This is a genomic window from Streptomyces davaonensis JCM 4913, from assembly GCF_000349325.1.
Classification (GTDB): domain Bacteria; phylum Actinomycetota; class Actinomycetes; order Streptomycetales; family Streptomycetaceae; genus Streptomyces; species Streptomyces davaonensis.
Window position 1 is genome coordinate 5467645 of sequence record NC_020504.1, and the last position, 18989, is coordinate 5486633.

Sequence of the window (18989 nt, forward strand, 5' to 3'; positions counted from 1 at the left end):
TTTCCGGACGTGGCTCACTCATATGGGTGATGGCAGGGTTCAGTGGTCAGGGTCACGGGCATCCGGGCGCGCCCCGAGTGGTCTTTAGTCAGGGTAATGAGTTAACCTAAACAACATGCCGGACCTTACCCATGGCGACGACGCTGCCGCCGTGAACTCCCTGCGATCCGCTGTCATGCGGCTCTCCCGTCGACTCAAGCACCAGCGGGTCGACGAGTCGCTGAGCCCCACCGAGATGTCGGTGCTCGGCACCCTGTCCAACTGCGGCCAGGCCACCCCGGGCGAGCTCGCCCGCAAGGAGCATGTCCAGCCGCCGTCGATGACCCGCATCGTGGCGTTGCTGGAGGGCAAGGGTCTGGTCCGCCTGGAGCCGCACCCCGAGGACCGGCGCCAGAAGGTCGTCACGAAGACGGAACAGGCCGAGGCGATGCTCGCCGAGAGCCGCGCCAAGCGCAACGCCTTCCTGGCCGCCCTGGTCGACGGCCTGGACGAGGACGAGTGGGCGAAACTCCGCGCCGCCGCCCCCGTGCTGGAGAAGCTCGCGCACCTGTAAGCAAGGTCTACGAAGGAGGCGACCCCCTTTGAGTACGGGACCCGGAGCAGCTTCCGCCCCCGCACCACACCCCCCTACTACGAAGTCCTCTACTGCGAAGTCCTCGATGTTCAGCTCGCTGAGCGTCCGCAACTACCGCCTGTACTTCATCGGGCAGGTCGTCTCCAACACCGGCACCTGGATGCAGCGCATCGCCCAGGACTGGCTGGTGCTCAGCCTCACCGGCTCCGCGACGGCCGTCGGCATCACGACGGCCCTCCAGTTCCTCCCGATGCTGCTCTTCGGCCTCTACGGCGGCGTCCTGGTCGACCGCCTGCCCAAGCGCCCCACGCTGCTGGTGACCCAGACGGCCATGGCGCTGACGGGCCTGGCCCTGGCCTTCCTGACCCTCACCGGACACGTCGAGGTCTGGCACGTCTACGTCGCCGCCTTCGCCGTGGGCCTCGCGACGGTCATCGACAACCCCGCCCGGCAGACCTTCGTCACCGAGATGGTCGGACGTGACCAGCTCCAGAACGCGGTCAGTCTGAACTCGGCGAACTTCCAGTCCGCGCGGCTGGTCGGCCCTGCGGTGGCCGGCCTGATGATCACGGGCGTGGGCACGGGCTGGGCCTTCCTCTTCAACGGCCTGTCGTTCGTCGCGCCGATCGCCGGGCTGCTGCTGATGCGCGCCCGTGACCTGCACGTCGTCGAGCGCTCCCCGCGCGCCAAGGGCCAGCTGCGGGAGGGCCTTCAGTACGTCGCCGGGCGCCCGGAGCTGATCTGGACCATCGTCCTGGTCGGGTTCGTCAGCACCTTCGGCTTCAACTTCCCCGTCTACCTCTCCGCCTTCGCCGACGACGTCTTCCACGCGGGCGCCGGCTCCTACAGCCTCTTCAACACCCTGATGGCGGTGGGCTCGCTCTCAGGCGCCCTACTGGCAGCCCGCCGCGGCACCGCCAGGTTCCGGGTCCTGGTTGCGGGCGCGGTGGCCTTCGGCACCCTGGAGATAGTGGCGGCCCTGGCCCCCTCCCTGTGGCTGTTCGCCCTGCTCATGGCCCCGATCGGCATGTTCGGCATGACGGTCAACGTCACCGCCAACAGCAGCGTCCAACTCAGCACCGACCCGGCGATGCGGGGCCGCGTGATGTCCCTCTACATGATGGTCTTCATGGGCGGCGCCCCTCTGGGAGCCCCCATCGCAGGCTGGATCACCGACGCGTACGGCGTCCGAGCGGGCCTGGCAGCGGGCGGCGCGATCGCCGCGCTCGCGGCGGCCGTGATCGGCCTGGTCCTGGCCCGAGTCGGCAACCTCCGCCTGACGGTGGGCTGGAACCGGGGGCATCCGGTGGTCCGCTTCGTACCGAGGGAGCGGGAGCAACTGGCGACGGTGGCGTAGGGGTGTGGCGGTGAGACTGAGGGCATGAGACTTTTCGCCGCGCTGCTCCTGCCGGAGGACGTTTCGCGCGAGCTGGCCGCTGAGGTGGACCGGCTGAAGACGCTGCCCGGTGCGGATGCGCTGCGCTGGACCGGCCGCCCCGGGTGGCACTTCACCCTCGCCTTCTACGGCGAGGTCGACGACGACGCCGTACCGGACCTGTCGGACCGGCTCGCGCGCGTCGCGCACCGTACCGAGGCCTTTCCGCTGGCCCTTCGCGGGGGCGGGCAGTTCGGGCATGGGCGGGCGCTGTGGGTGGGCGCGGACGGTGCGGCGGCGACCATGCGGCTGCTGGCCGACCGGGCGGAGGCCGCGGGGCGGAAGGCGGGGGTGGCGATGGGGGAGCATCGGCGGTACAAGGCGCATCTGACGGTGGCGCGGAGTCGGCACGCGGTGGATGTGCGGGAGTATCTGGCGACCCTGGACGACTTCAGCGGGCGCAGCTGGACGGTGGCGGAGCTGGTGCTGATGCGCAGCAGCCTGCCGAGGTCCGGGGTGCCGGGGGAGCAGCCCCGGTACGAGGCGGTCGCCCGCTGGCCGCTCGGGGCGGCCGGTTAGGCTCGTTGTGTGGACCCGAAAACCCGGAACCGGATCATGGCCGGTGTGCTTGTGCTGATGTTCGTCGTCGTGGCTTTGGCGGCGGCCCTCGGTAAGTAGTGCGAGGAGTGAGTGGGGCGCCCCGCACCGGGGCGCCCCCTCCACGCCTCCCGCTACCAGGCGAAGGCCTCCGGGGACGGCCCCGGGCCCGGGAAGATCTCGTCCAGGCCCGTCAGCAGTTCCTCGCTCAGCTCCAGCTCTGCTGCCCGCAGCGCCGAGGCGAGCTGGTCTGCCGTACGCGGGCCGACGATCGGGCCCGTGACGCCGGGGCGGGTCAGGAGCCAGGCCAGGGCCGCCTCGCCGGGCTCGACGCCGTGCTTGTCCAGCAGGTCCTCGTACGACTGGAGCCGGGCGCGGGCCGCCGGGTCCGCGAGGGTGTCGGCGGCTCGGCCGGAGGCGCGGCGCCCGCCCTCCGCCTCCTTCTTGATGATGCCGCCGAGCAGCCCCCCGTGCAGCGGTGACCAGGGGATCACTCCGAGCCCGTAGTCCTGCGCGGCCGGGATGACCTCCATCTCGGCGCGCCGCTCGTACAGGTTGTACAGGCACTGCTCGCTGACCAGCCCGTACGAGCCGCGGCGGGCGGCGGTCTCGTTGGCCTGGGCGATCTTGTAACCGGGGAAGTTGGAGGACCCGGCGTAGAGGATCTTCCCCTGTTGCACCAGGACGTCGATGGCCTGCCAGATCTCCTCGAACGGGGTGTCCCGGTCGATGTGGTGGAACTGGTAGACGTCGATGTGATCCGTACCGAGCCGCTTCAGCGAGGCGTCCACGGCCCGGCGGATGTTCAGCGCCGAGAGTTTGTCGTGGTTGGGCCAGGCCGGGCCGTCGGCGCCCATGTTGCCGTACACCTTGGTGGCGAGGACCACCTTGTCGCGGCGGTCGCCGCCCTTGGCGAACCAGCTGCCGATGATCGACTCGGTACGGCCCTTGTTCTCGCCCCAGCCGTACACATTGGCCGTGTCGAAGAAGTTGATCCCCGCGTCCAACGCCGCGTCCATGATCGCGTGGCTGTCCGCCTCGTCGGTCTGCGGTCCGAAGTTCATGGTGCCGAGGACGAGTCGGCTGACCTTGAGTCCCGTACGTCCGAGCTGCGTGTACTCCATGGTTCACCAGCCAACGGCGTGGAGTGGACTCTAGGCAAGGGAGCCGGGCCGCAGGACGACGAACACGGCACGGGCCGGGGTGCCGTCCGCCGCGGTCCAGTGCCCGGAGACATGCCCGAGCGCGTCGGAGGGCGGGAGGTCGGTCCCGCCGAGCCGCCGGTGCAGACGGAGGACGGAACCGTCGGCGGTGGTCAGGTCGGTGCCGGTCTCGTCGTCCGCGGCCGGTCCGTGGGCCCGGAGTTCGCCGGTGGCCGTGCAGGAGCGGGCGATCTCATGGTCCGGGGTGTTGTCGACGCTCTGCGCCTGCGCCTGGGCGCGGCCCTCGATCAGCGCGAGCAACTCGGCGACCAGCACGGGGTCGTGGGTGCCGTCGTAGGCCCAGCGCTTGCCCAGCACGCCGTGCTCCATGGTGCCGATGAGGGTGTCCTCGGCGCCGTCGAGTGGGGCGCCGCGGTAAGTGAGCGGGACGAGGTAGGCGACTCCGTCCCCATCCGCCGCCACCATGAACTCGATCCCGACCTCACCCGCCGGATCGTCCAGCCGAAAGCCACCGGCCTTCGTCAGCTCCGGGGTTCCGGTGCCGACATACCAGGGGCGGGTGGGCAGCCACTCGGCGAGCAGTTCGACCTTGGAGGGCTTGAGGGTGGTGTGATGAATGATCGCCATGCGGCGGATTCTGTCAGTCAGTCGCGGGGGAACTCATCGGTTTTCAGGGTGAGGCCGAGGGGGGTGGTGGTCATGTCGAGGTCCGAGCCGAAGCTGATGGAGAGTCGGGCGATGTACTCGCCGTCCTTGGGCAGGGTGTAGAGGTGGCACTTGCGCTGGTAGGGGTCGACGATGAGGTAGACAGGGACTTCGGCGACGGCGTAGGCGGTCTTCTTCGGTTCGTAGTCGTTGTGTGCTGTCCCTTTCGAGATGACCTCGGCCACGAACTCGACGTCCTCGCAGTTCCACAGACCCCTGGGGTCCTTCTCGGCGTCCTCCTTGACGAGTGTCACGTCGGAGGCGAAGCCGTTGAGATGGCCCGGGTAGTCGACGCGGACGTCCGACTTCACGCGCCTGCGTGGGTACTTGGTGCGCAGTTGCTCGACGATGTCCAGGATGATCTCCCAGTGCGTGTCCCGCTGCGGCGACATGAAGATGGCCCCCTCGACGATCTCAACCTTGTATCCCTCGGGGACGGGCATTTTCTCGAGCCGCTCGAACATCTCGTCGAGCCAGACCCTGTCGTCGCTCTCGGCCATCGCGATCCTGTCTTGAAGGACGGTCATCGTGGCGCTCCTCCCCGGCCACCCCTCACGCAGGTGCAGCCGCGCAGTACAACGATAGGCACAACACTCAGGAGACGCCGGATTTCGGTCAACCTGTTCAGGCCGCGTACGCCTGTCCGATTCCCCACCCCTGCCACATCGCCTCCGCAAACGCCCCCGCGACCTTCTCCTCGCCGCTCGCGTTCGGGTGCGTTCCGTCATACGTGTCGAGGTTGATGTCGTACGACACCGGCGGCGACGCCAGCAGGAGCGGTGACCGGGGCTCGTCCAGGTCGGCCACCGACTTCGCCAGGAGTTCGTTGAAGAGGGTCACCTGCTCGCCGAAGTCCGGCTCGTCCACGGCGCGGATGTTCGGGATGACCGGCAACACCGCCATGCGGATGCGCGGGTTGGCCTCGCGGGCGTTCGAGATGAAGCGGCGTACGTTCTCCGCCGTCTGCTCGGCGTTCGTGTAGAAGCCCAGGTCGATCAGGCCCAGGGCGACCAGGAGGACATCCGCGCGGCAGGAACGGGTCGCCTCCCCGATCAGGGGCGCCATGTGGAGCCAGCCCTCGCCCCAGCCGGCCAGGTGGGAGCGGGGGAAGTCGGGGTCGGCGTACTCGTACGACGTCGCCGTGTCCGTCGCCTTGTCGTACAGCTCCTGGCGCGGGCCGACCAGCGTGAAGGGGCCGCCGTACGTATCGCGCAGGTGCTGCCACAGCCGGTAGCGCCAGGTGTGTTCGCCCGCGCTTCCGATCGTCTGGGAGTCACCGACGGGCATGAACCTGAGCATCCGCTCATGATGGACGATCGGTGGGGCGGGTGGGAGCCGGTGCGGTGTGAGGCCGGACACGCCCCGCCGAACTCCGGGCGGGATGGCAGGCTTGACGGCATGCGCCGACCCTTCGCCGTACTCGCCGCCGCCCTGCTGATGGGTGCGTTCGCCGTGCCCGCCGCCCATGCCGACGACGGCTTCACCATCGAGGACCCGCGCATCACCGAGTCCAGCGGCCTCGCCGCCTCCCGCCAGCACCCGGGCATCTACTGGACCCACAACGACAGCGACGACGGCGCCTATCTCTACGCCGTCGACAGCGCCACCGGCGAGACCGTCGCGACGATCACCCTGACCGGCGTCGGCACCCCGCGCGACGTCGAGGCCATCTCCGTCGGTCCGGACAACGAGCTCTGGGTCGGCGACATCGGCGACAACCTCGGCGGCACGTGGCCGCATGTCTGGATCTACCGGCTTCCCGAGCCCAAGGAGCTGCGGGACCAGACGATCCGGGCCACGCAGTACGTCGTGCAGTACCAGGGCGGGGCGCGGGACGCCGAGTCGCTCGTCGTGCATCCCAAGACCGGGCGCGTCTACATCGCCGACAAGAAGGAGGAGGGCGGGCAGCTCTTCGAGGGGCCCGCCGAGCTCTCCGCCTCGGGCACGAATGTCTTCAAGCCCATCGCCCGCATCGACAACCTCCAGGCCACCGACGCCACCCTCTCCCCGGACGGCCGCAAGCTCGTCGTCCGCAGCTACTTCGGCGCCTTCGCCTACGACTGGAACGGCGGCGACATCAAGAAGACCGGCCGGCTGAGCGTGCCGTTCCTCGGTCAGGGCGAGTCCGTCACCTACACCGCCGACGGCAGCAGGCTCATGTACGGCGCCGAGGGCTCGGAGAGTTCGGTGGAACCGGAGGACGCGCCGGACAGCGGCGGGTCGTCAGGCTCGGATTCGTCGTCGGGGGAGGGGAGTTCCGCGGCCGCCGGCAACGGCGGGTCCGGCGGGGGCGACGGCAATGTCAGGACGGGGGCCATCGCGGTCGCCGCCGTCCTGGCCGCCCTCTTCGGCGCCAGCCGCCTACGACGCCGTAGCCGCTAGTCCTGCGCGCGGCGCTCCGCGACCAGTACCTCCAGCCCGTCCAGGATCCGCTGCAAGCCGAACTCGAAGTGGTCGAAGCCGGGGCCCCACGTGTCCTCGTGCAGGGCGGACAGCAGCGGGTAGCGGTCGGGTGTCATGACCTTCTCCAGCATGGGTGTCTGCGCCTGCCAGAACTCCGTGTCGGTCAGGCCCGTCCGTCGCTCCGCCTCCTCCTGGTACAGCTGGGTGCGGGCGGCGCCCACGACGTAGCCGTCGATCATGATGATGGCCGAGACCGTCTCCGGGTCGCTCAGGCCCATCGGCTTGATCCGGGCGAGGATCTTCTCCATGCCGTCCAGGGCGCTCGGGCCGAGGAGCGGGCGGGACTGGTTGACGTGCAGCAGCCAGGGGTGGCGGCGGTAGAGCGCGAGGGTCGCGCGGGCCAGCGCCTCCAGGGCGGAGCGCCAGCTGCCGTCGCCGAGATCGGCCGGGTTCTCCGAGGGGCGCTGGACGCGGTCCAGCATCAGGTCCAGTAGCTCGCCCTTGCCGGGGACGTAGCGGTACAGCGACATGGTGCCGGTGCCGAGTTCGGCGGCGACCCGGCGCATGGAGAGCGCGTCCAGTCCTTCGCCGTCCGCCACTCGGACGGCGGCTTCCACGATCCGGTCGAGGCTCAGGGTCGGCTTGGGGCCGCGGCTGGGGCGCCGGCCGGTGTCCCACAGCAGCTCCATGGTGCGGGCGATGTCCCCGCTGCCACTGGTCTCCGTACCGTCCTTGCCGCTTGTCATGGTGCTGAGTTTAGGTCCTCGCCGAAAAACTGAGTACGCCGTACGCGCAATCGGGTACGGTGTACTCAGTTACCGAGAAGGGGGACCCATGAGCGACGGATACGCCGTACGGGCCGAGGCCCTGGAGAAGCGCTACGGCGACAAGCGCGCCCTCGACGGCTTCGACCTCGCCGTCCGCGAGGGCACCGTGCACGGACTGCTCGGCCCGAACGGCGCGGGCAAGACCACCGCCGTGCGCATCCTGTCCACGCTGCTGAGGCTGGACGGCGGACACGCCACCGTGGCCGGGCTCGACGTCGCCCGGCAGCCGAGGGAGGTCCGGGCCCGGATCGGGCTCACCGGGCAGTACGCCGCCGTGGACGAGGTGCTCACCGGGCGGCAGAACCTGGAGATGTTCGGCCGGCTGTTCCACCTCGGCGGCCGGCGCGCCAAGGCCCGCGCCGCCGAGCTGCTGGAGCAGTTCGACCTCACCGACGCCGCCGAGAAGGGCGTGGGCAAGTACAGCGGCGGTATGCGCCGTCGCCTGGACCTCGCCGCGTCGATGATCCTCGCCCCGTCCGTCCTCTTCCTCGACGAGCCGACGACCGGACTCGACCCCCGCAGCCGGGGCGAAGTCTGGGAATCGGTACGGGCGTTGGTGGCGAGCGGCACCACCGTGCTGCTGACCACGCAGTATCTGGAGGAGGCCGACAAGCTGGCCTCGCGCATCACCGTCATCGACCAGGGGCGGTCCATCGCCGACGACTCCCCGGACGGGCTGAAGAACCGCGTCGGCGGGGACCGGGTCGAGGTCGTCGTCGCCGAGCGGTCCGACATCCCCCGGGTGGTCAAGGTCGTCTCCCGGGTCTCCGACGGCGAACCCGAGGCGGACGAGGCCGAGTTGCGGGTGCACGCCCCCGTCACCGACCGGGTCGGCGCGCTCACCGAGGTGGCGCGCACCCTCCAGGACGAGGGCGTCCCGGTGGAGGACATCGGACTGCGCAGGCCGAGCCTCGACGACGTCTTCCTGCGCCTGACCGGACACCGCACCGAGCGCACCGAGAAGGAGACGGCGGCATGAGCACTGTGGAGTTCGACGCGGGGCACAGCAGGGCGTACTGGGTGCTCTCCGACGTCTGGAACATCGTCCGCCGCGGCCTCACCCACTACCAGCGCCAACCGATCAACATCGCCTGGCAGTTGGGCTTCCCCATCCTGTCCGTCCTGCTCTACGGCTATGTCTTCGGCAGCGCGATGACGGTGCCGGGCGGCGGGGACTACAAGGACTTCCTGATGCCGGGCATGTTCGTGATGACCATGGCCTTCGGCTTCATCAACACCGCGACCCTGGTCGTCTACGACGCCACCAAGGGCGTCATCGACCGGTTCCGCTCGATGCCGATGGCCTCCGCCGCGGTGGTCGCCGGACGCGGGGTGACCGATCTCCTCGCCGCCTGCGCCGAGTTGGCGATCATGATGCTCACCGCGGTCGCCATGGGCTGGCGCCCGGACGGCGGCTTCGGCTTCCTGGCCGCCTTCGGGCTGCTGCTGTGGCTGCGGTTCGCGCTGATCTGGATCGGGGTGTGGCTCGGTCTCCTGGTCCCCAACCCGGAGGCGGCGGGCGGCCTGTTCGCGGTCGCGTTCCCGCTGACGATGATCTCCAGCATCTTCGTCGCGCCGCAGCTGATGCCCGACTGGCTGGGCTGGGTCGCGGCCTGGAACCCGATCTCCTCCACCGCGGCGGCCACCCGCGACCTGTTCGGCACCCCGGTCGGCGGCGGCGACTCCTGGGTCGAGAACCACGCCCTGCTGATGGCGGGCGTCTGGCCGATCGTCCTGACGGCGATCTTCCTGCCGCTGGCGGTACGGAGGTTCCAGAAGCTCGGCCGGTGAGAGCCGGTGACAGCTGGTCGGACACAAAAGGGCGCCCACTTCGCGTGGGCGCCCTTCGTCGTCGTACGGAAGCTGCTTACAGCTTCTCGATCACGTAGTCGACGCACTTCGTCAGCGCCTCGACGTCCGCCGGGTCGATCGCCGGGAACATCGCGATGCGCAGCTGGTTGCGGCCGAGCTTGCGGTAGGGCTCGGTGTCGACGATGCCGTTGGCGCGCAGCGCCTTGGCGACGGCGGCGGCGTCGATCTCGTCCGAGAAGTCGATCGTGCCGATGACCTGCGAACGCTTGGCCGCGTCGGTGACGAACGGCGTCGCGTACTTGCTCTCCTCCGCCCAGCCGTACAGCCGGGTCGAGGAGTCCTTCGTCCGGGCCGTGGACCAGGCGAGCCCGCCCTGGCCGTTGATCCACTCCAGCTGCTGGTTGAGCAGGAAGAGGGTGGCGAGGGCCGGGGTGTTGTACGTCTGGTTCTTGCGGGAGTTGTCGATCGCCGTGGGCAGCGAGAAGAACTCCGGGACGTGACGGCCGGAGGCGTGCACCCGCTCGGCGCGCTCGATGGCGGCCGGGGAGAAGACGCCGATCCACAGGCCGCCGTCGGAGGCGAAGGACTTCTGCGGGGCGAAGTAGTAGACGTCCGTCTCGGCGATGTCCACGGGCAGACCGCCGGCGCCGGAGGTGGCGTCGACCAGGACCAGGGAGCCCTCGTCGGCACCGGCCACGCGCTTGATCGGCATGGCGACACCGGTGGAGGTCTCGTTGTGCGTGAACGCGTACACGTCCACGCCCGCCTCGGCCTGGGGCTCCGGGTGGGTGCCCGGGTCGCTGGCGATGACGGTCGGCTCGGCCAGCCACGGCGCGAGCTTGGACGCCTTGGCGAACTTCGAGCTGAACTCGCCGAAGTTCAGGTGCTGCGACTTGTTCTCGATCAGGCCGTGCGTCGCGACGTCCCAGAACGCGGTGGAGCCGCCGTTGCCGAGGACGACCTCGTACCCCTCGGGCAGGGAGAACAGCTCGGAGATGCCCTCGCGCACCTGACCGACCAGGTTCTTCACCGGAGCCTGGCGGTGGGAGGTACCGAGGAGGGACGTACCGGTCGCGGCCAGCGCGTCCAGCGCTTCCGTCCGCACCTTGGAGGGGCCCGCGCCGAAACGACCGTCGGCGGGCTTGATGTCAGCGGGAATCTGGATCTCAGCCACGGAGGTGAGATTAGCCGCTGGGGGAAACCTGGGCGAAATGTAGTCCGTCGGCTGAGACGCGGGTTTGGTTTGCTGGACGCATGACGAACCCGGGGACGGATCTAGAGGCTGATCTGCGCAAATCTGTTCGAGGTGACGTCGGTTTCGGCGCCACCGCGCGGGCGCTCGTCACCATGGACGCCTCCAACTACCGCCGTGTCCCCCTGGGTGTCGTCGCCCCGTGTGATGCCGACGACGTGGCCGCGGTGCTCCAGGTCTGCCGTACCCATGGCGTGCCGGTGGTCCCGCGCGGAGGCGGCACCTCGATCGCCGGGCAGGCGACAGGAACGGGTGTAGTCCTGGACTTCACCCGCCACATGAACCGTCTCCTCTCCCTCGACCCCTCGTCGCGCACCGCCGTCGTCCAGCCCGGCCTCGTGCTCGACCGGCTCCAGGAGGCCGCCGCCCCGCACGGACTCCGTTTCGGCCCCGACCCCTCCACCCACAGCCGCTGCACGCTCGGCGGGATGATCGGGAACAACTCCTGCGGCTCGCACTCGGTGGCCTGGGGGACGACCGCGGACAGCGTGCGTGAGCTGGACGTCGTCACCGCGCGGGGGCGTCGGCTGCGGCCGGGCAGGGGCTGGGCCGGGGCACCGGAGGGGCTGCGGGCGCTGGTGGAGGGCGAGCTGGCGCTGCTGCGGACCGGATATCCGGAACTGCCGCGCCGTATCTCCGGATACGCGCTGGACGCGCTGCTCCCGGAGAACGGCGCCGACGTGGCCCGCTCCTTCTGCGGCTCCGAGGGCACGCTCGGGGTGCTGACCGAGGCGGTCGTGGACCTGGTGGCCGCGCCACGCGCGCGTGCCCTCGCGGTCCTCGGCTACGTCGACGAGGGCGCCGCCGCCGAAGCCGCGGCCGGGCTGCTGCCGTACGGCCCGCTCACGGTGGAGGGCATGGCCGCCGACCTCGTGCCCTCGGCGGTCGCGCTGCCCGGGGGCGGTGCCTGGCTGTTCGTGGAGACGGGCGGGGAGTCGGCCGCGGAGGCACGCGCGCGTGCGGAGGAGATCGTGCGGGCCGCCGATGTCGTGGACGCTCTCGTCGTCACCGACCCGGCCGGACAGCGCGCCCTGTGGCGGATCCGCGAGGACGCCAGCGGTACGGCGACCCGGATGCCGGACGGCAGCGAGGCCTGGCCCGGCTGGGAGGACTGCGCGGTGCCGCCCGCCCGGCTCGGCCCGTATCTGCGGGACTTCCGCGCCCTGCTGACCGCACACGGGCTGCGCGGCACGCCGTACGGCCACTTCGGGGACGGCTGCATCCACGTCCGGATCGACTTCGACCTGCTCACGTCGGCGGGCGTCGGCCGCTTCCGGCGCTTCTCCGAGGAACTGGCCGATCTGGTCGTGGCCCACGGCGGCTCGCTGTCCGGGGAGCACGGGGACGGACAGGCACGGGCGGAGCTGCTCCCGAGGATGTACGGCTCGGAGTTGGTGGGCCTGTTCGAGCGGGCCAAGGCGGCATGGGACCCGGACGACCTGCTGAACCCGGGCATGCTGGTCCGCCCGGCCCCCCTCGACGCGAACCTCCGCTTCTCGGTCCTCCCGCGCGAGCCGGTGGACGTGGCCTTCGGCTACCCCGCGGACGGCGGCGACTTCTCCGCAGCCGTCCGCCGCTGCGTAGGCGTGGCCAAATGCCGTACGACCTCGGCGACCGGCCCCGCCGTCATGTGCCCCTCCTTCCGCGCGACGGGCGAGGAGGAGCACTCCACGCGCGGGCGCGCTCGTCTGCTGCACGAGATGCTCGCGGGCGAGGTGGTGACCGACGGCTGGCGCTCCCCGGAGGTCCGCGACGCGCTCGACCTGTGCCTGTCCTGCAAGGGCTGCCGCTCGGACTGCCCGGTCGGCGTCGACATGGCCACGTACAAGGCGGAGTTCCTGCACCACCACTACGCCGGACGCCGCCGCCCGGCCGCCCACTACTCGATGGGGTGGCTGCCGGTGTGGCTGCGGTGGGTTGCGGCGGCGAGGGCGGCGGGGATGGTCAACGCCCTTGCTTCCGTGAGGGTGTTGGCGTCCCTGGGCAAGCGGCTGGGCGGGATCGCGGCGGAGCGGGAGATCCCGCGGGTGGCGGGGGAGACGTTCAGCCGCTGGTGGCGGAGGAGGGCTCCGAGGGGTGCTGCCGATGGCCCTCTGGTGATCCTGTGGCCGGACACCTTCACCGAGCATCTCTCGCCCGCGGTGGGCCGTTCGGCGGTACGGGTGCTGGAGGCGGCGGGCTTGCGGGTGGCGTTGCCACCGACGCTGCGGCTGCGGGGGCGGCCGGTGGGGGACGGCCGTACGCGATCGGCGGCGTCCTTGCTCTTCGCGCGCCGGAGCCGGGTCTGTTGCGGCCTGACGTACGTCTCCACGGGCCAGTTGGACCGCGCCCGCACGGTCCTGCGCCGGACGCTGGACCTCCTGGAGCCGGTACTGGCAACGGATGCGTATGTGACGGTCCTGGAGCCGAGTTGCGCGGCAGCCCTGCGCATGGACCTGCCGGAGCTGCTGCACGACGACCCCCGCGCGGGTGCTCTGGCGGCAAGGGTTCTGACCTTCGCGGAGACGCTGGAGCGACTGGCCCCGGAGTGGAATCCACCCCTTCTGGACCGCCCGATCACCGGCCAGACCCACTGCCACCAGCACGCGGTCCTGGGCGACACCGCCGACCGCCGACTGCGTCAAGCCGCTCGCCTCTCCGGCGACCTGACGGGCGGCTGCTGCGGCCTCGCCGGGAACTTCGGCTTCGAGAAAGGGCACTTCGAGGTGTCGAAGGCGTGCGCCGAAGAGCAGTTGCTGCCCGCGGTGCGTGCGGCGGGCGAGGACGCGGTGGTCCTGGCGGACGGCTTCTCCTGCCGGACCCAGCTGGAGCAGTTGGCGGGGGTGCGGGGGCGGCATCTGGCGGAGGTGCTGGCGGAGGGGCTGGGGGATGGGGATGAGGCGGGGCGATTTTCAGCCCGTCCGGCGTTTGAGGACGAGGCCCCTTAAGGGCCGATCGGGGGTCTGGGGGCTGAGTCCCCAGGGATGGGACGGGTAAGGGCGGCGGGGGCGAAGAAGACTAGCCGGGGGCGGGCGGAGCTGACCGTCTAGCCTGAGCAAGATCAGCAACCCAAGGAGCCTCGACCATGCCCCTGCGCCTTCAGTCCATCAGCCGTGAGCAGCACCTGGCGTTCGTCGCGGCGCGGGCTTCCGCCAGCCATATGCAGGTCCCGTCCTGGGGCGATGTGAAGCCGGACTGGCGGGCGGAGAGCCTGGGCTGGATCGATGAGGAGGGGCGGCTGGTGGGCGCGGGCCTGGTGCTCTTCCGCCCGCTGCCGAAGCTGAAGAAGTACCTCGCCTATCTGCCCGAGGGCCCGGTGATCGACTGGGACGCTCCGGACCTGGCCGAGCGGTGGCTGGAGCCGATGCTCGGGTATCTGAAGACGCGGGGTGCCTTCTCGGTGAAGATGGGCCCGCCGGTGGTGCTGCGGCGCTGGAGCGCCGAGGCCGTGAAGGCGGCCATCGCCGACCCGGCGGCGCTGCGGCTGCGGGACGCGGAGGCGACGTCGTACGAGCCGCGGGCCTTCGACATCGCGGACCGGCTGCGCCGCATGGGCTGGCAGCAGACCGAGCCGGGCGGCGAGGACGGCTTCGCGGCCGGGCAGCCGCGCTACGTCTTCCAGGTGCCCTTCGCCGGACGGCCGCTGGAGGACATCCACCGCGGCCTGAACCAGCAGTGGCGGCGCAACATCAAGAAGGCCGAGAAGGCGGGCGTGAAGGTGGTGCGCGGAGGCTACGAGGACCTCTCGGCCTTCTACGACCTGTACGCGGAGACGGCCGAGCGGGACAGGTTCCTCCCGCGCCCGCTGCCGTACTTCCAGCGGATGTGGAGCGCGCTGAACGCCGAGGACCCCGACCGTATGCGGCTGTACCTCGCCCACCACGAGGGCGACGTACTGTCGGCGGCCACCATGATCACCGTCGGAGAGCATGTGTGGTACTCCTACGGCGCCTCCACCAGCCGTAAGCGCGAGGTGCAGCCGAACAACGCGATGCAGTGGCGCATGATGTGCGATGCGCACGATCTCGGCGCCGCCGTCTACGACCTGCGCGGCATCACCGACACCCTCCAGGACTCCAACCACCTCCTCGGCCTGCTCCGCTTCAAGGTCGGCACGGGCGGTCAGGCCGTGGAGTACCTGGGCGAGTGGGACTTCCCGCTGAACCGCCTGCTGCACAAGGCGCTGGACCTGTACATGGCGCGCCGCTGACCTCTTTGACGCCTGGGCGCGCTTCTCACTCCGTGGGACAGCTCCTAAACGGGTTCACACACCTGACTGAGTCCATTACCCTGAACTCGGAAGTACATCGTGATGCACGAACCCGAGCCCCAGGACCGCCAGTGAGCACCCCCGACACCGCCGTCTCCGCCCCTGCCGCCGCTTCCGTGCCGGTCGGCGCGCCGCGCCGCTGGGGCTCGCTCGGTCCGGTCGGCCTGGTCTTCGCCGGCGGGATCTCGGTGCAGTTCGGCGGCGCGCTCGCGGTGAGCCTGATGCCGAGGGCGGGCGCACTGGGCGTGGTGACGCTACGGCTGCTGGTGGCGGCGCTGGTCCTGCTCGTGGTCTGCCGCCCCCGCCTGCGCGGCCACTCCCGCACGGACTGGGGGACGGTCGTGGTCTTCGGCATCACCATGGCCGCGATGAACGGCCTCTTCTACCAGTCGGTGGCCCGCATCCCGCTGGGCACGGCAGTGACGCTGGAGGTGCTGGGCCCGCTGGCGCTGTCGGTCCTGGCGTCGCGCAGAGCGATCAATCTGGTCTGGGCCGGTCTGGCCCTGGCGGGCGTCTTCCTCCTGGGCGGGGGCGGCTTCAGCAGCCTGGACGTGGCGGGTGTCGCCTTCGCCCTGAGCGCGGGTGCGATGTGGGCGGCGTACATCGTCTTCAGCGCCCGCACGGGCCGCCGCTTCCCCCAGGCCGACGGTCTGGCGCTGGCCATGGCGGTGGCGGCGGTGCTGTTCCTGCCCCTGGGCGTGGTGGAGTCGGGCACAAAGCTTCTGGACCCGGTGACGATCGCCCTGGGCGCGGCGGTGGCGATCCTCTCCTCGGTGCTCCCGTACACCCTCGAACTCCTGGCGCTGCGCCGCCTCCCCGCGTCCACCTTCGCCATCCTCATGTCCCTGGAACCCGCCATCGCGGCAACAGCAGGCTTCCTCATCCTCGACCAGGCCCTCTCCACCACCGAGGCCCTGGCCATCGCCCTGGTCATCGCGGCAAGCATGGGAGCGGTCCGCACCCAGGTGGGCCGAGGCAAGGCAAAGGCCCCGGGCGTGGCACCCGAGGCCTGACGGCTGCCGTACGTCCTATGCGGGCAGAGCGTGCAACTGCTCGCCGTGCAGGGCGAAGACGTGCTTGCCGTCCGTGGCCACCAGCCAGGAGTGGTAGTCGCCGGACTTGTCGTTGAACGTCCAGAGCAGGTTGCCGGTCTTGGCGTCGATGGCGTGTACGCCGCCCTGTTTGTCGAGGTCGGTGGCGGCGTAGAGGGTGCTGCCCGCCTTGACGAACTGCTGGGGCTCCTGGACCTCCGCGTCGGCCAGGGACTTGGACTGCCAGATCTCCTTGCCGGTCTGTGGATCCACGGCCCAGAGCGTTGTGCTGCTGTCCGCGACGTAGAGCACGTCCTCCAGGACGGCCGGCGCCTTGAACGAGGTGTACTTCTGGGTCTCCAGGGACCACTTCTCGGTCCCGTCGGAGAGGTTGAAGGCCTGGAGCTTCTCGCGCTGCGGGATGATCACCAGGCCCTCGTGCACGGCGAAGAAGCCCCAGTTCGTCAGCTCCGTCTTCTGCGTCCACACCTGCTGGCCGGTGGCGGTGTCGCGCACCGTGAGGTTCTTCTTGAAGTCGGTGTAGACGAGGAAACGGCCCTGCACGACGGCGTGCACACCGTTTTCCCGAGTGCCGAGGTCCCGCTGCTCCTTCCACGCCACCTTGCCCGTGCTGCTGTTGAGCGCGGCGATCACGTTGGTGTGGGACGAGTAGTCGTCCTCGAGGACCTCGGCGATGACGTACACCTGCTTCTCGTCCACCGCGACCGGCTTGGGCTGCCGGTACTCCTTGCCCAGGTGGCTGCGCCAGGTCTCCTTGCCCGAGGCCGGGTCGTACCCGCGGACCGTCCCGTCGTACATGCCGCTGGCCAGGTACAGCGTGCCGTTGCCGAGCAGGAGCGGCGCACCGGGTGTCGCCCCGTCCTCCTGGGACCACCGCTCCTTGCCGGTCGCCGCGTCGAGGCCGGTGAGCGGGTCACCGGTGGCTATGACGACGCCGGCCGTGGCCACGAGTTCGTCGTTGTCCCCGTAGGTCTGCGCCGAGGTCGACTTCGTCCACAGCGGCTTGGGCGCCTGTCCGTCCTCGGTCGCGGCCCCCTTGGACGGGGTGCGGCCGGCCGGCGTCTCGGAGCCGTCGCCGACGACCGCGTCCTCCTCACGGCAGCCGACGGCTCCGACCCCCAGCGCCGCCAGCGCGAGCGAGCCCCCGGCCAGCCGCAACACCCGTCGCCGGTCGGGCCTCTCGTCCGAGCTGTTGTGATTCCTCGACATGCCGTGATCCCCCGTGGAGTAGTGCGAGCAGTGGAGTGGGTCCTGCGGTGGGGAACGGTAACCGCCGTCCGACGGCAACCGTCACCTCGGGACTCGACAGGGACAACACTGTGAAACAGCCAGTACGTTGATCGCGTAGAACTGGGCCTTATGTCAGGCCTTCTCGTCCGGCTCGCGATCATCGTCGCAAGCCTTATGGCAGTCGCGTTCGTCATCAGCATCGTTCTCCTGGTTCTGGCGGAGGCGGACGCGGACAACTCCGCCTACGGATATCTCGCACTCTTTCTCTGGTTCGGGATCGTCGCCGCGATCCCGGTCCTGCTGGCCCTCGCCATCCCCGGTGTCGTCATGACACGGCGCGCACGCCGACAGGGGGGACGCAGGGACCACTAGGCGGCGAGCATGACGGGCGCGGTCCGGGTGGACTGCTGCGTCTGCTGCGTCTGCTGCTTCGCGGGGCGGGTGGCGAAGACGCAGAGGCGCAGGACCAGGAAGCGGGCGACTCCGGCGAGGGCGGAGGCGCTGAGGTAGACGATTTGTTCGGTCAGCATTCCGGCGGTGGGCTGTACCAGGTGCAGGACCGTGACGGCGAGGCTGGTGGCCAGGTAGGCGGCGGTGGCCGAACCCGCCGACTGCCAGTGCTCCCGCCATCCGGCGCGACGGCCCTTGCCGAAGGTGAAGCGGGCGTGCAGTTCGGTGCAGAGGAGGGTGGAGGCGATGGTGATCAGCGCGTTCGCGACCACCCACGGCAGCGCCGCAGCCAGCAGCGCCACGGCGACGCTGGAGACGATTCCGACGCCGCCCCCGAGAACCACGAACCGTACGAAGGAGGCGACCGGGCCAGGGCCGGCCTGAGTCGCCGCCTCGGACTTCGCTGAACGTGTCGAAGAGGAGAGCGGCGACTTCATGGCGGCGTCCTTTCCAGGTGGTGGGTGGGGCGTCGTTCAGAGGCTGGCGGCGGTGATGTCGCCGTAGCTGGTGGTGGCGCGGAAAGTGAGACCGGTTTCGCCGTTGTTCTTCAGCGAGTTGCTGATCCGGCCGTATCCGGTCCCGGCGTCCAGCGCGGCGGAGACGCCACGCGCGGCGCCGAGGGTGATGTCGCCCTGCTCGGTGCGCAGGGTGACGGTGCCGGTGGCGGCCTCGGCGATACGGAGGTTGCCGCGCTGGGTGCGGAGTTCGGCGGGCCCGTTGAGCCGGCCGACGCTGATGTCACCGTCGGCGAGGGTGAGTTGGACGGTGGCGGCCTCGTCGAGCTTGACCGGGCCCTGGGCGCTGTCGTAGGTGACGTCACCGAGGCGCCCGACACCGCGCAGTTCGGCGGCGGCGGTGGTCGCCTGGACGGCGGAGCCGGCAGGCAACTGGACGGTGACCTCGACGGACCCGCTCGGCCCGAGGAGGCGGTTGTTGCCCTCCGGCATCTCGATCTTCAGCACGCCTTCGCCGTAGCTGACCTCGACCTGCTTGGCCGCCTTCACGTCACGGTTCTTGGACGGGTCGGCGGGGCGGATCTCAACGGTGGTGTCGGTGCGGTCGGCGGCGATGAGCTGGATACGGCCGGCGGGGATGTTCAGGACGGTGGAGATGGAGGAGGGGGTGTCGAACTTCTGCATCGTGAGCTCCTGCGGTTGCGTTGTCGCTTTTTCCGATGAAGGAAAAGCTACGTTGCGTTCGAGGTTCCGGCAACAAGGTTGTTGCGCATGGAACGCATCACCGCAGGTGAATGCAGGAAAATCGTTGCAATGGTTTGTGATTCAATGCAACGAAGGTCGAC

19 protein-coding genes are annotated in these 18989 nt (G+C 70.2%); 10 read left to right on the forward strand and 9 right to left on the reverse strand.

Annotated elements, in window-relative coordinates:
* Positions 1-115: 115 nt before the first annotated feature.
* Genes BN159_RS24285 through thpR form a run of 3 tightly spaced genes read left to right on the forward strand, consistent with a single transcriptional unit; the run spans position 116 to position 2528 of the window.
* Positions 116-553: a MarR family winged helix-turn-helix transcriptional regulator gene (locus tag BN159_RS24285; RefSeq protein ID WP_015659640.1), complete on the forward strand. Its 438-nt coding sequence runs from the start codon at positions 116-118 to the stop codon at positions 551-553.
* A 28-nt stretch (positions 554-581) separates the two neighbouring features.
* Positions 582-1931 carry an MFS transporter gene (locus BN159_RS24290; protein ID WP_086016453.1) on the forward strand — a complete coding sequence of 450 codons (1350 nt, stop codon included), beginning with the start codon at positions 582-584 and terminating at the stop codon, positions 1929-1931.
* Positions 1932-1955: 24 nt separating this feature from the next.
* The gene (thpR, locus tag BN159_RS24295; protein WP_015659642.1) at positions 1956-2528 is read left to right on the forward strand and encodes an RNA 2',3'-cyclic phosphodiesterase; all 573 of its coding nucleotides are present in this window, start codon (positions 1956-1958) and stop codon (positions 2526-2528) included.
* A gap of 152 nt (positions 2529-2680) precedes the next feature.
* Here thpR and BN159_RS24300 read toward each other — a convergent pair whose 3' ends face one another.
* The 4 genes from BN159_RS24300 to BN159_RS24315 all read right to left on the reverse strand — a co-directional run bounded on the left by BN159_RS24300 (position 2681) and on the right by BN159_RS24315 (position 5713).
* A complete protein-coding gene (locus tag BN159_RS24300; RefSeq protein WP_015659643.1) occupies positions 2681-3670 on the reverse strand; it encodes an aldo/keto reductase in 990 nt (329 codons plus the stop codon).
* A 30-nt stretch (positions 3671-3700) separates the two neighbouring features.
* Positions 3701-4336: a maltokinase N-terminal cap-like domain-containing protein gene (locus BN159_RS24305; protein ID WP_015659644.1), complete on the reverse strand. Its 636-nt coding sequence runs from the start codon at positions 4334-4336 to the stop codon at positions 3701-3703.
* Between the two features lie 17 nt (positions 4337-4353).
* A complete protein-coding gene (locus tag BN159_RS24310) occupies positions 4354-4941 on the reverse strand; it encodes a Uma2 family endonuclease (protein WP_015659645.1) in 588 nt (195 codons plus the stop codon).
* Between the two features lie 97 nt (positions 4942-5038).
* Positions 5039-5713 carry a GDSL-type esterase/lipase family protein gene (locus BN159_RS24315; RefSeq protein WP_041819789.1) on the reverse strand — a complete coding sequence of 225 codons (675 nt, stop codon included), beginning with the start codon at positions 5711-5713 and terminating at the stop codon, positions 5039-5041.
* A gap of 99 nt (positions 5714-5812) precedes the next feature.
* On the opposite strand from BN159_RS24315, the gene BN159_RS24320 reads away from it, so the two are divergent.
* Positions 5813-6796, forward strand: coding sequence for a hypothetical protein (locus tag BN159_RS24320; protein WP_041819793.1), 984 nt, complete (start codon positions 5813-5815; stop codon positions 6794-6796).
* Here BN159_RS24320 and BN159_RS24325 read toward each other — a convergent pair.
* Positions 6793-7563, reverse strand: coding sequence for a TetR/AcrR family transcriptional regulator (locus BN159_RS24325; RefSeq protein WP_015659648.1), 771 nt, complete (start codon positions 7561-7563; stop codon positions 6793-6795). The genes BN159_RS24320 and BN159_RS24325 overlap by 4 nt on opposite strands.
* A gap of 88 nt (positions 7564-7651) precedes the next feature.
* Between BN159_RS24325 and BN159_RS24330 the strand changes: the two genes are divergently transcribed.
* Both BN159_RS24330 and BN159_RS24335 read left to right on the forward strand, forming a co-directional pair.
* Positions 7652-8623 carry a daunorubicin resistance protein DrrA family ABC transporter ATP-binding protein gene (locus tag BN159_RS24330; protein WP_015659649.1) on the forward strand — a complete coding sequence of 324 codons (972 nt, stop codon included), beginning with the start codon at positions 7652-7654 and terminating at the stop codon, positions 8621-8623.
* A complete protein-coding gene (locus BN159_RS24335; RefSeq protein WP_015659650.1) occupies positions 8620-9435 on the forward strand; it encodes an ABC transporter permease in 816 nt (271 codons plus the stop codon). Before BN159_RS24330 ends, BN159_RS24335 begins: the two co-directional genes overlap by 4 nt.
* 76 nt (positions 9436-9511) lie before the next feature.
* Here BN159_RS24335 and serC read toward each other — a convergent pair whose 3' ends face one another.
* A complete protein-coding gene (gene serC, locus BN159_RS24340) occupies positions 9512-10630 on the reverse strand; it encodes a phosphoserine transaminase (protein WP_015659651.1) in 1119 nt (372 codons plus the stop codon).
* Between the two features lie 80 nt (positions 10631-10710).
* Here serC and BN159_RS24345 point away from each other — a divergent pair, with 80 nt between their 5' ends.
* From BN159_RS24345 to BN159_RS24355, 3 genes are all read left to right on the forward strand, one after another.
* The gene (locus BN159_RS24345) at positions 10711-13635 is read left to right on the forward strand and encodes an FAD-binding and (Fe-S)-binding domain-containing protein (protein WP_015659652.1); all 2925 of its coding nucleotides are present in this window, start codon (positions 10711-10713) and stop codon (positions 13633-13635) included.
* Positions 13636-13772: 137 nt separating this feature from the next.
* Positions 13773-14897: a lipid II:glycine glycyltransferase FemX gene (locus tag BN159_RS24350; protein WP_015659653.1), complete on the forward strand. Its 1125-nt coding sequence runs from the start codon at positions 13773-13775 to the stop codon at positions 14895-14897.
* 131 nt (positions 14898-15028) lie between these two features.
* Positions 15029-15970 (forward strand): EamA family transporter, encoded by a 942-nt coding sequence (locus BN159_RS24355; RefSeq protein ID WP_015659654.1) that lies wholly within the window; start codon positions 15029-15031, stop codon positions 15968-15970.
* Positions 15971-15985: 15 nt separating this feature from the next.
* On the opposite strand, the gene BN159_RS24360 is transcribed toward BN159_RS24355, so the two are convergent.
* Positions 15986-17218 carry a PQQ-binding-like beta-propeller repeat protein gene (locus tag BN159_RS24360; RefSeq protein ID WP_015659655.1) on the reverse strand — a complete coding sequence of 411 codons (1233 nt, stop codon included), beginning with the start codon at positions 17216-17218 and terminating at the stop codon, positions 15986-15988.
* Positions 17219-17413: 195 nt separating this feature from the next.
* Here BN159_RS24360 and BN159_RS24365 point away from each other — a divergent pair, with 195 nt between their 5' ends.
* The gene (locus tag BN159_RS24365) at positions 17414-17611 is read left to right on the forward strand and encodes a hypothetical protein (protein WP_231905649.1); all 198 of its coding nucleotides are present in this window, start codon (positions 17414-17416) and stop codon (positions 17609-17611) included.
* Here the strand turns inward: BN159_RS24365 and BN159_RS24370 are convergent.
* Complete coding sequence (locus BN159_RS24370; RefSeq protein ID WP_015659657.1) at positions 17608-18126, reverse strand: GtrA family protein; 519 nt, start codon at positions 18124-18126, stop codon at positions 17608-17610. The genes BN159_RS24365 and BN159_RS24370 overlap by 4 nt on opposite strands.
* 36 nt (positions 18127-18162) lie before the next feature.
* Positions 18163-18828, reverse strand: a complete 666-nt coding sequence (locus BN159_RS24375; protein WP_015659658.1) for a DUF4097 family beta strand repeat-containing protein — start codon at positions 18826-18828, stop codon at positions 18163-18165.
* Between the last annotated feature and the right edge of the window lie 161 nt (positions 18829-18989).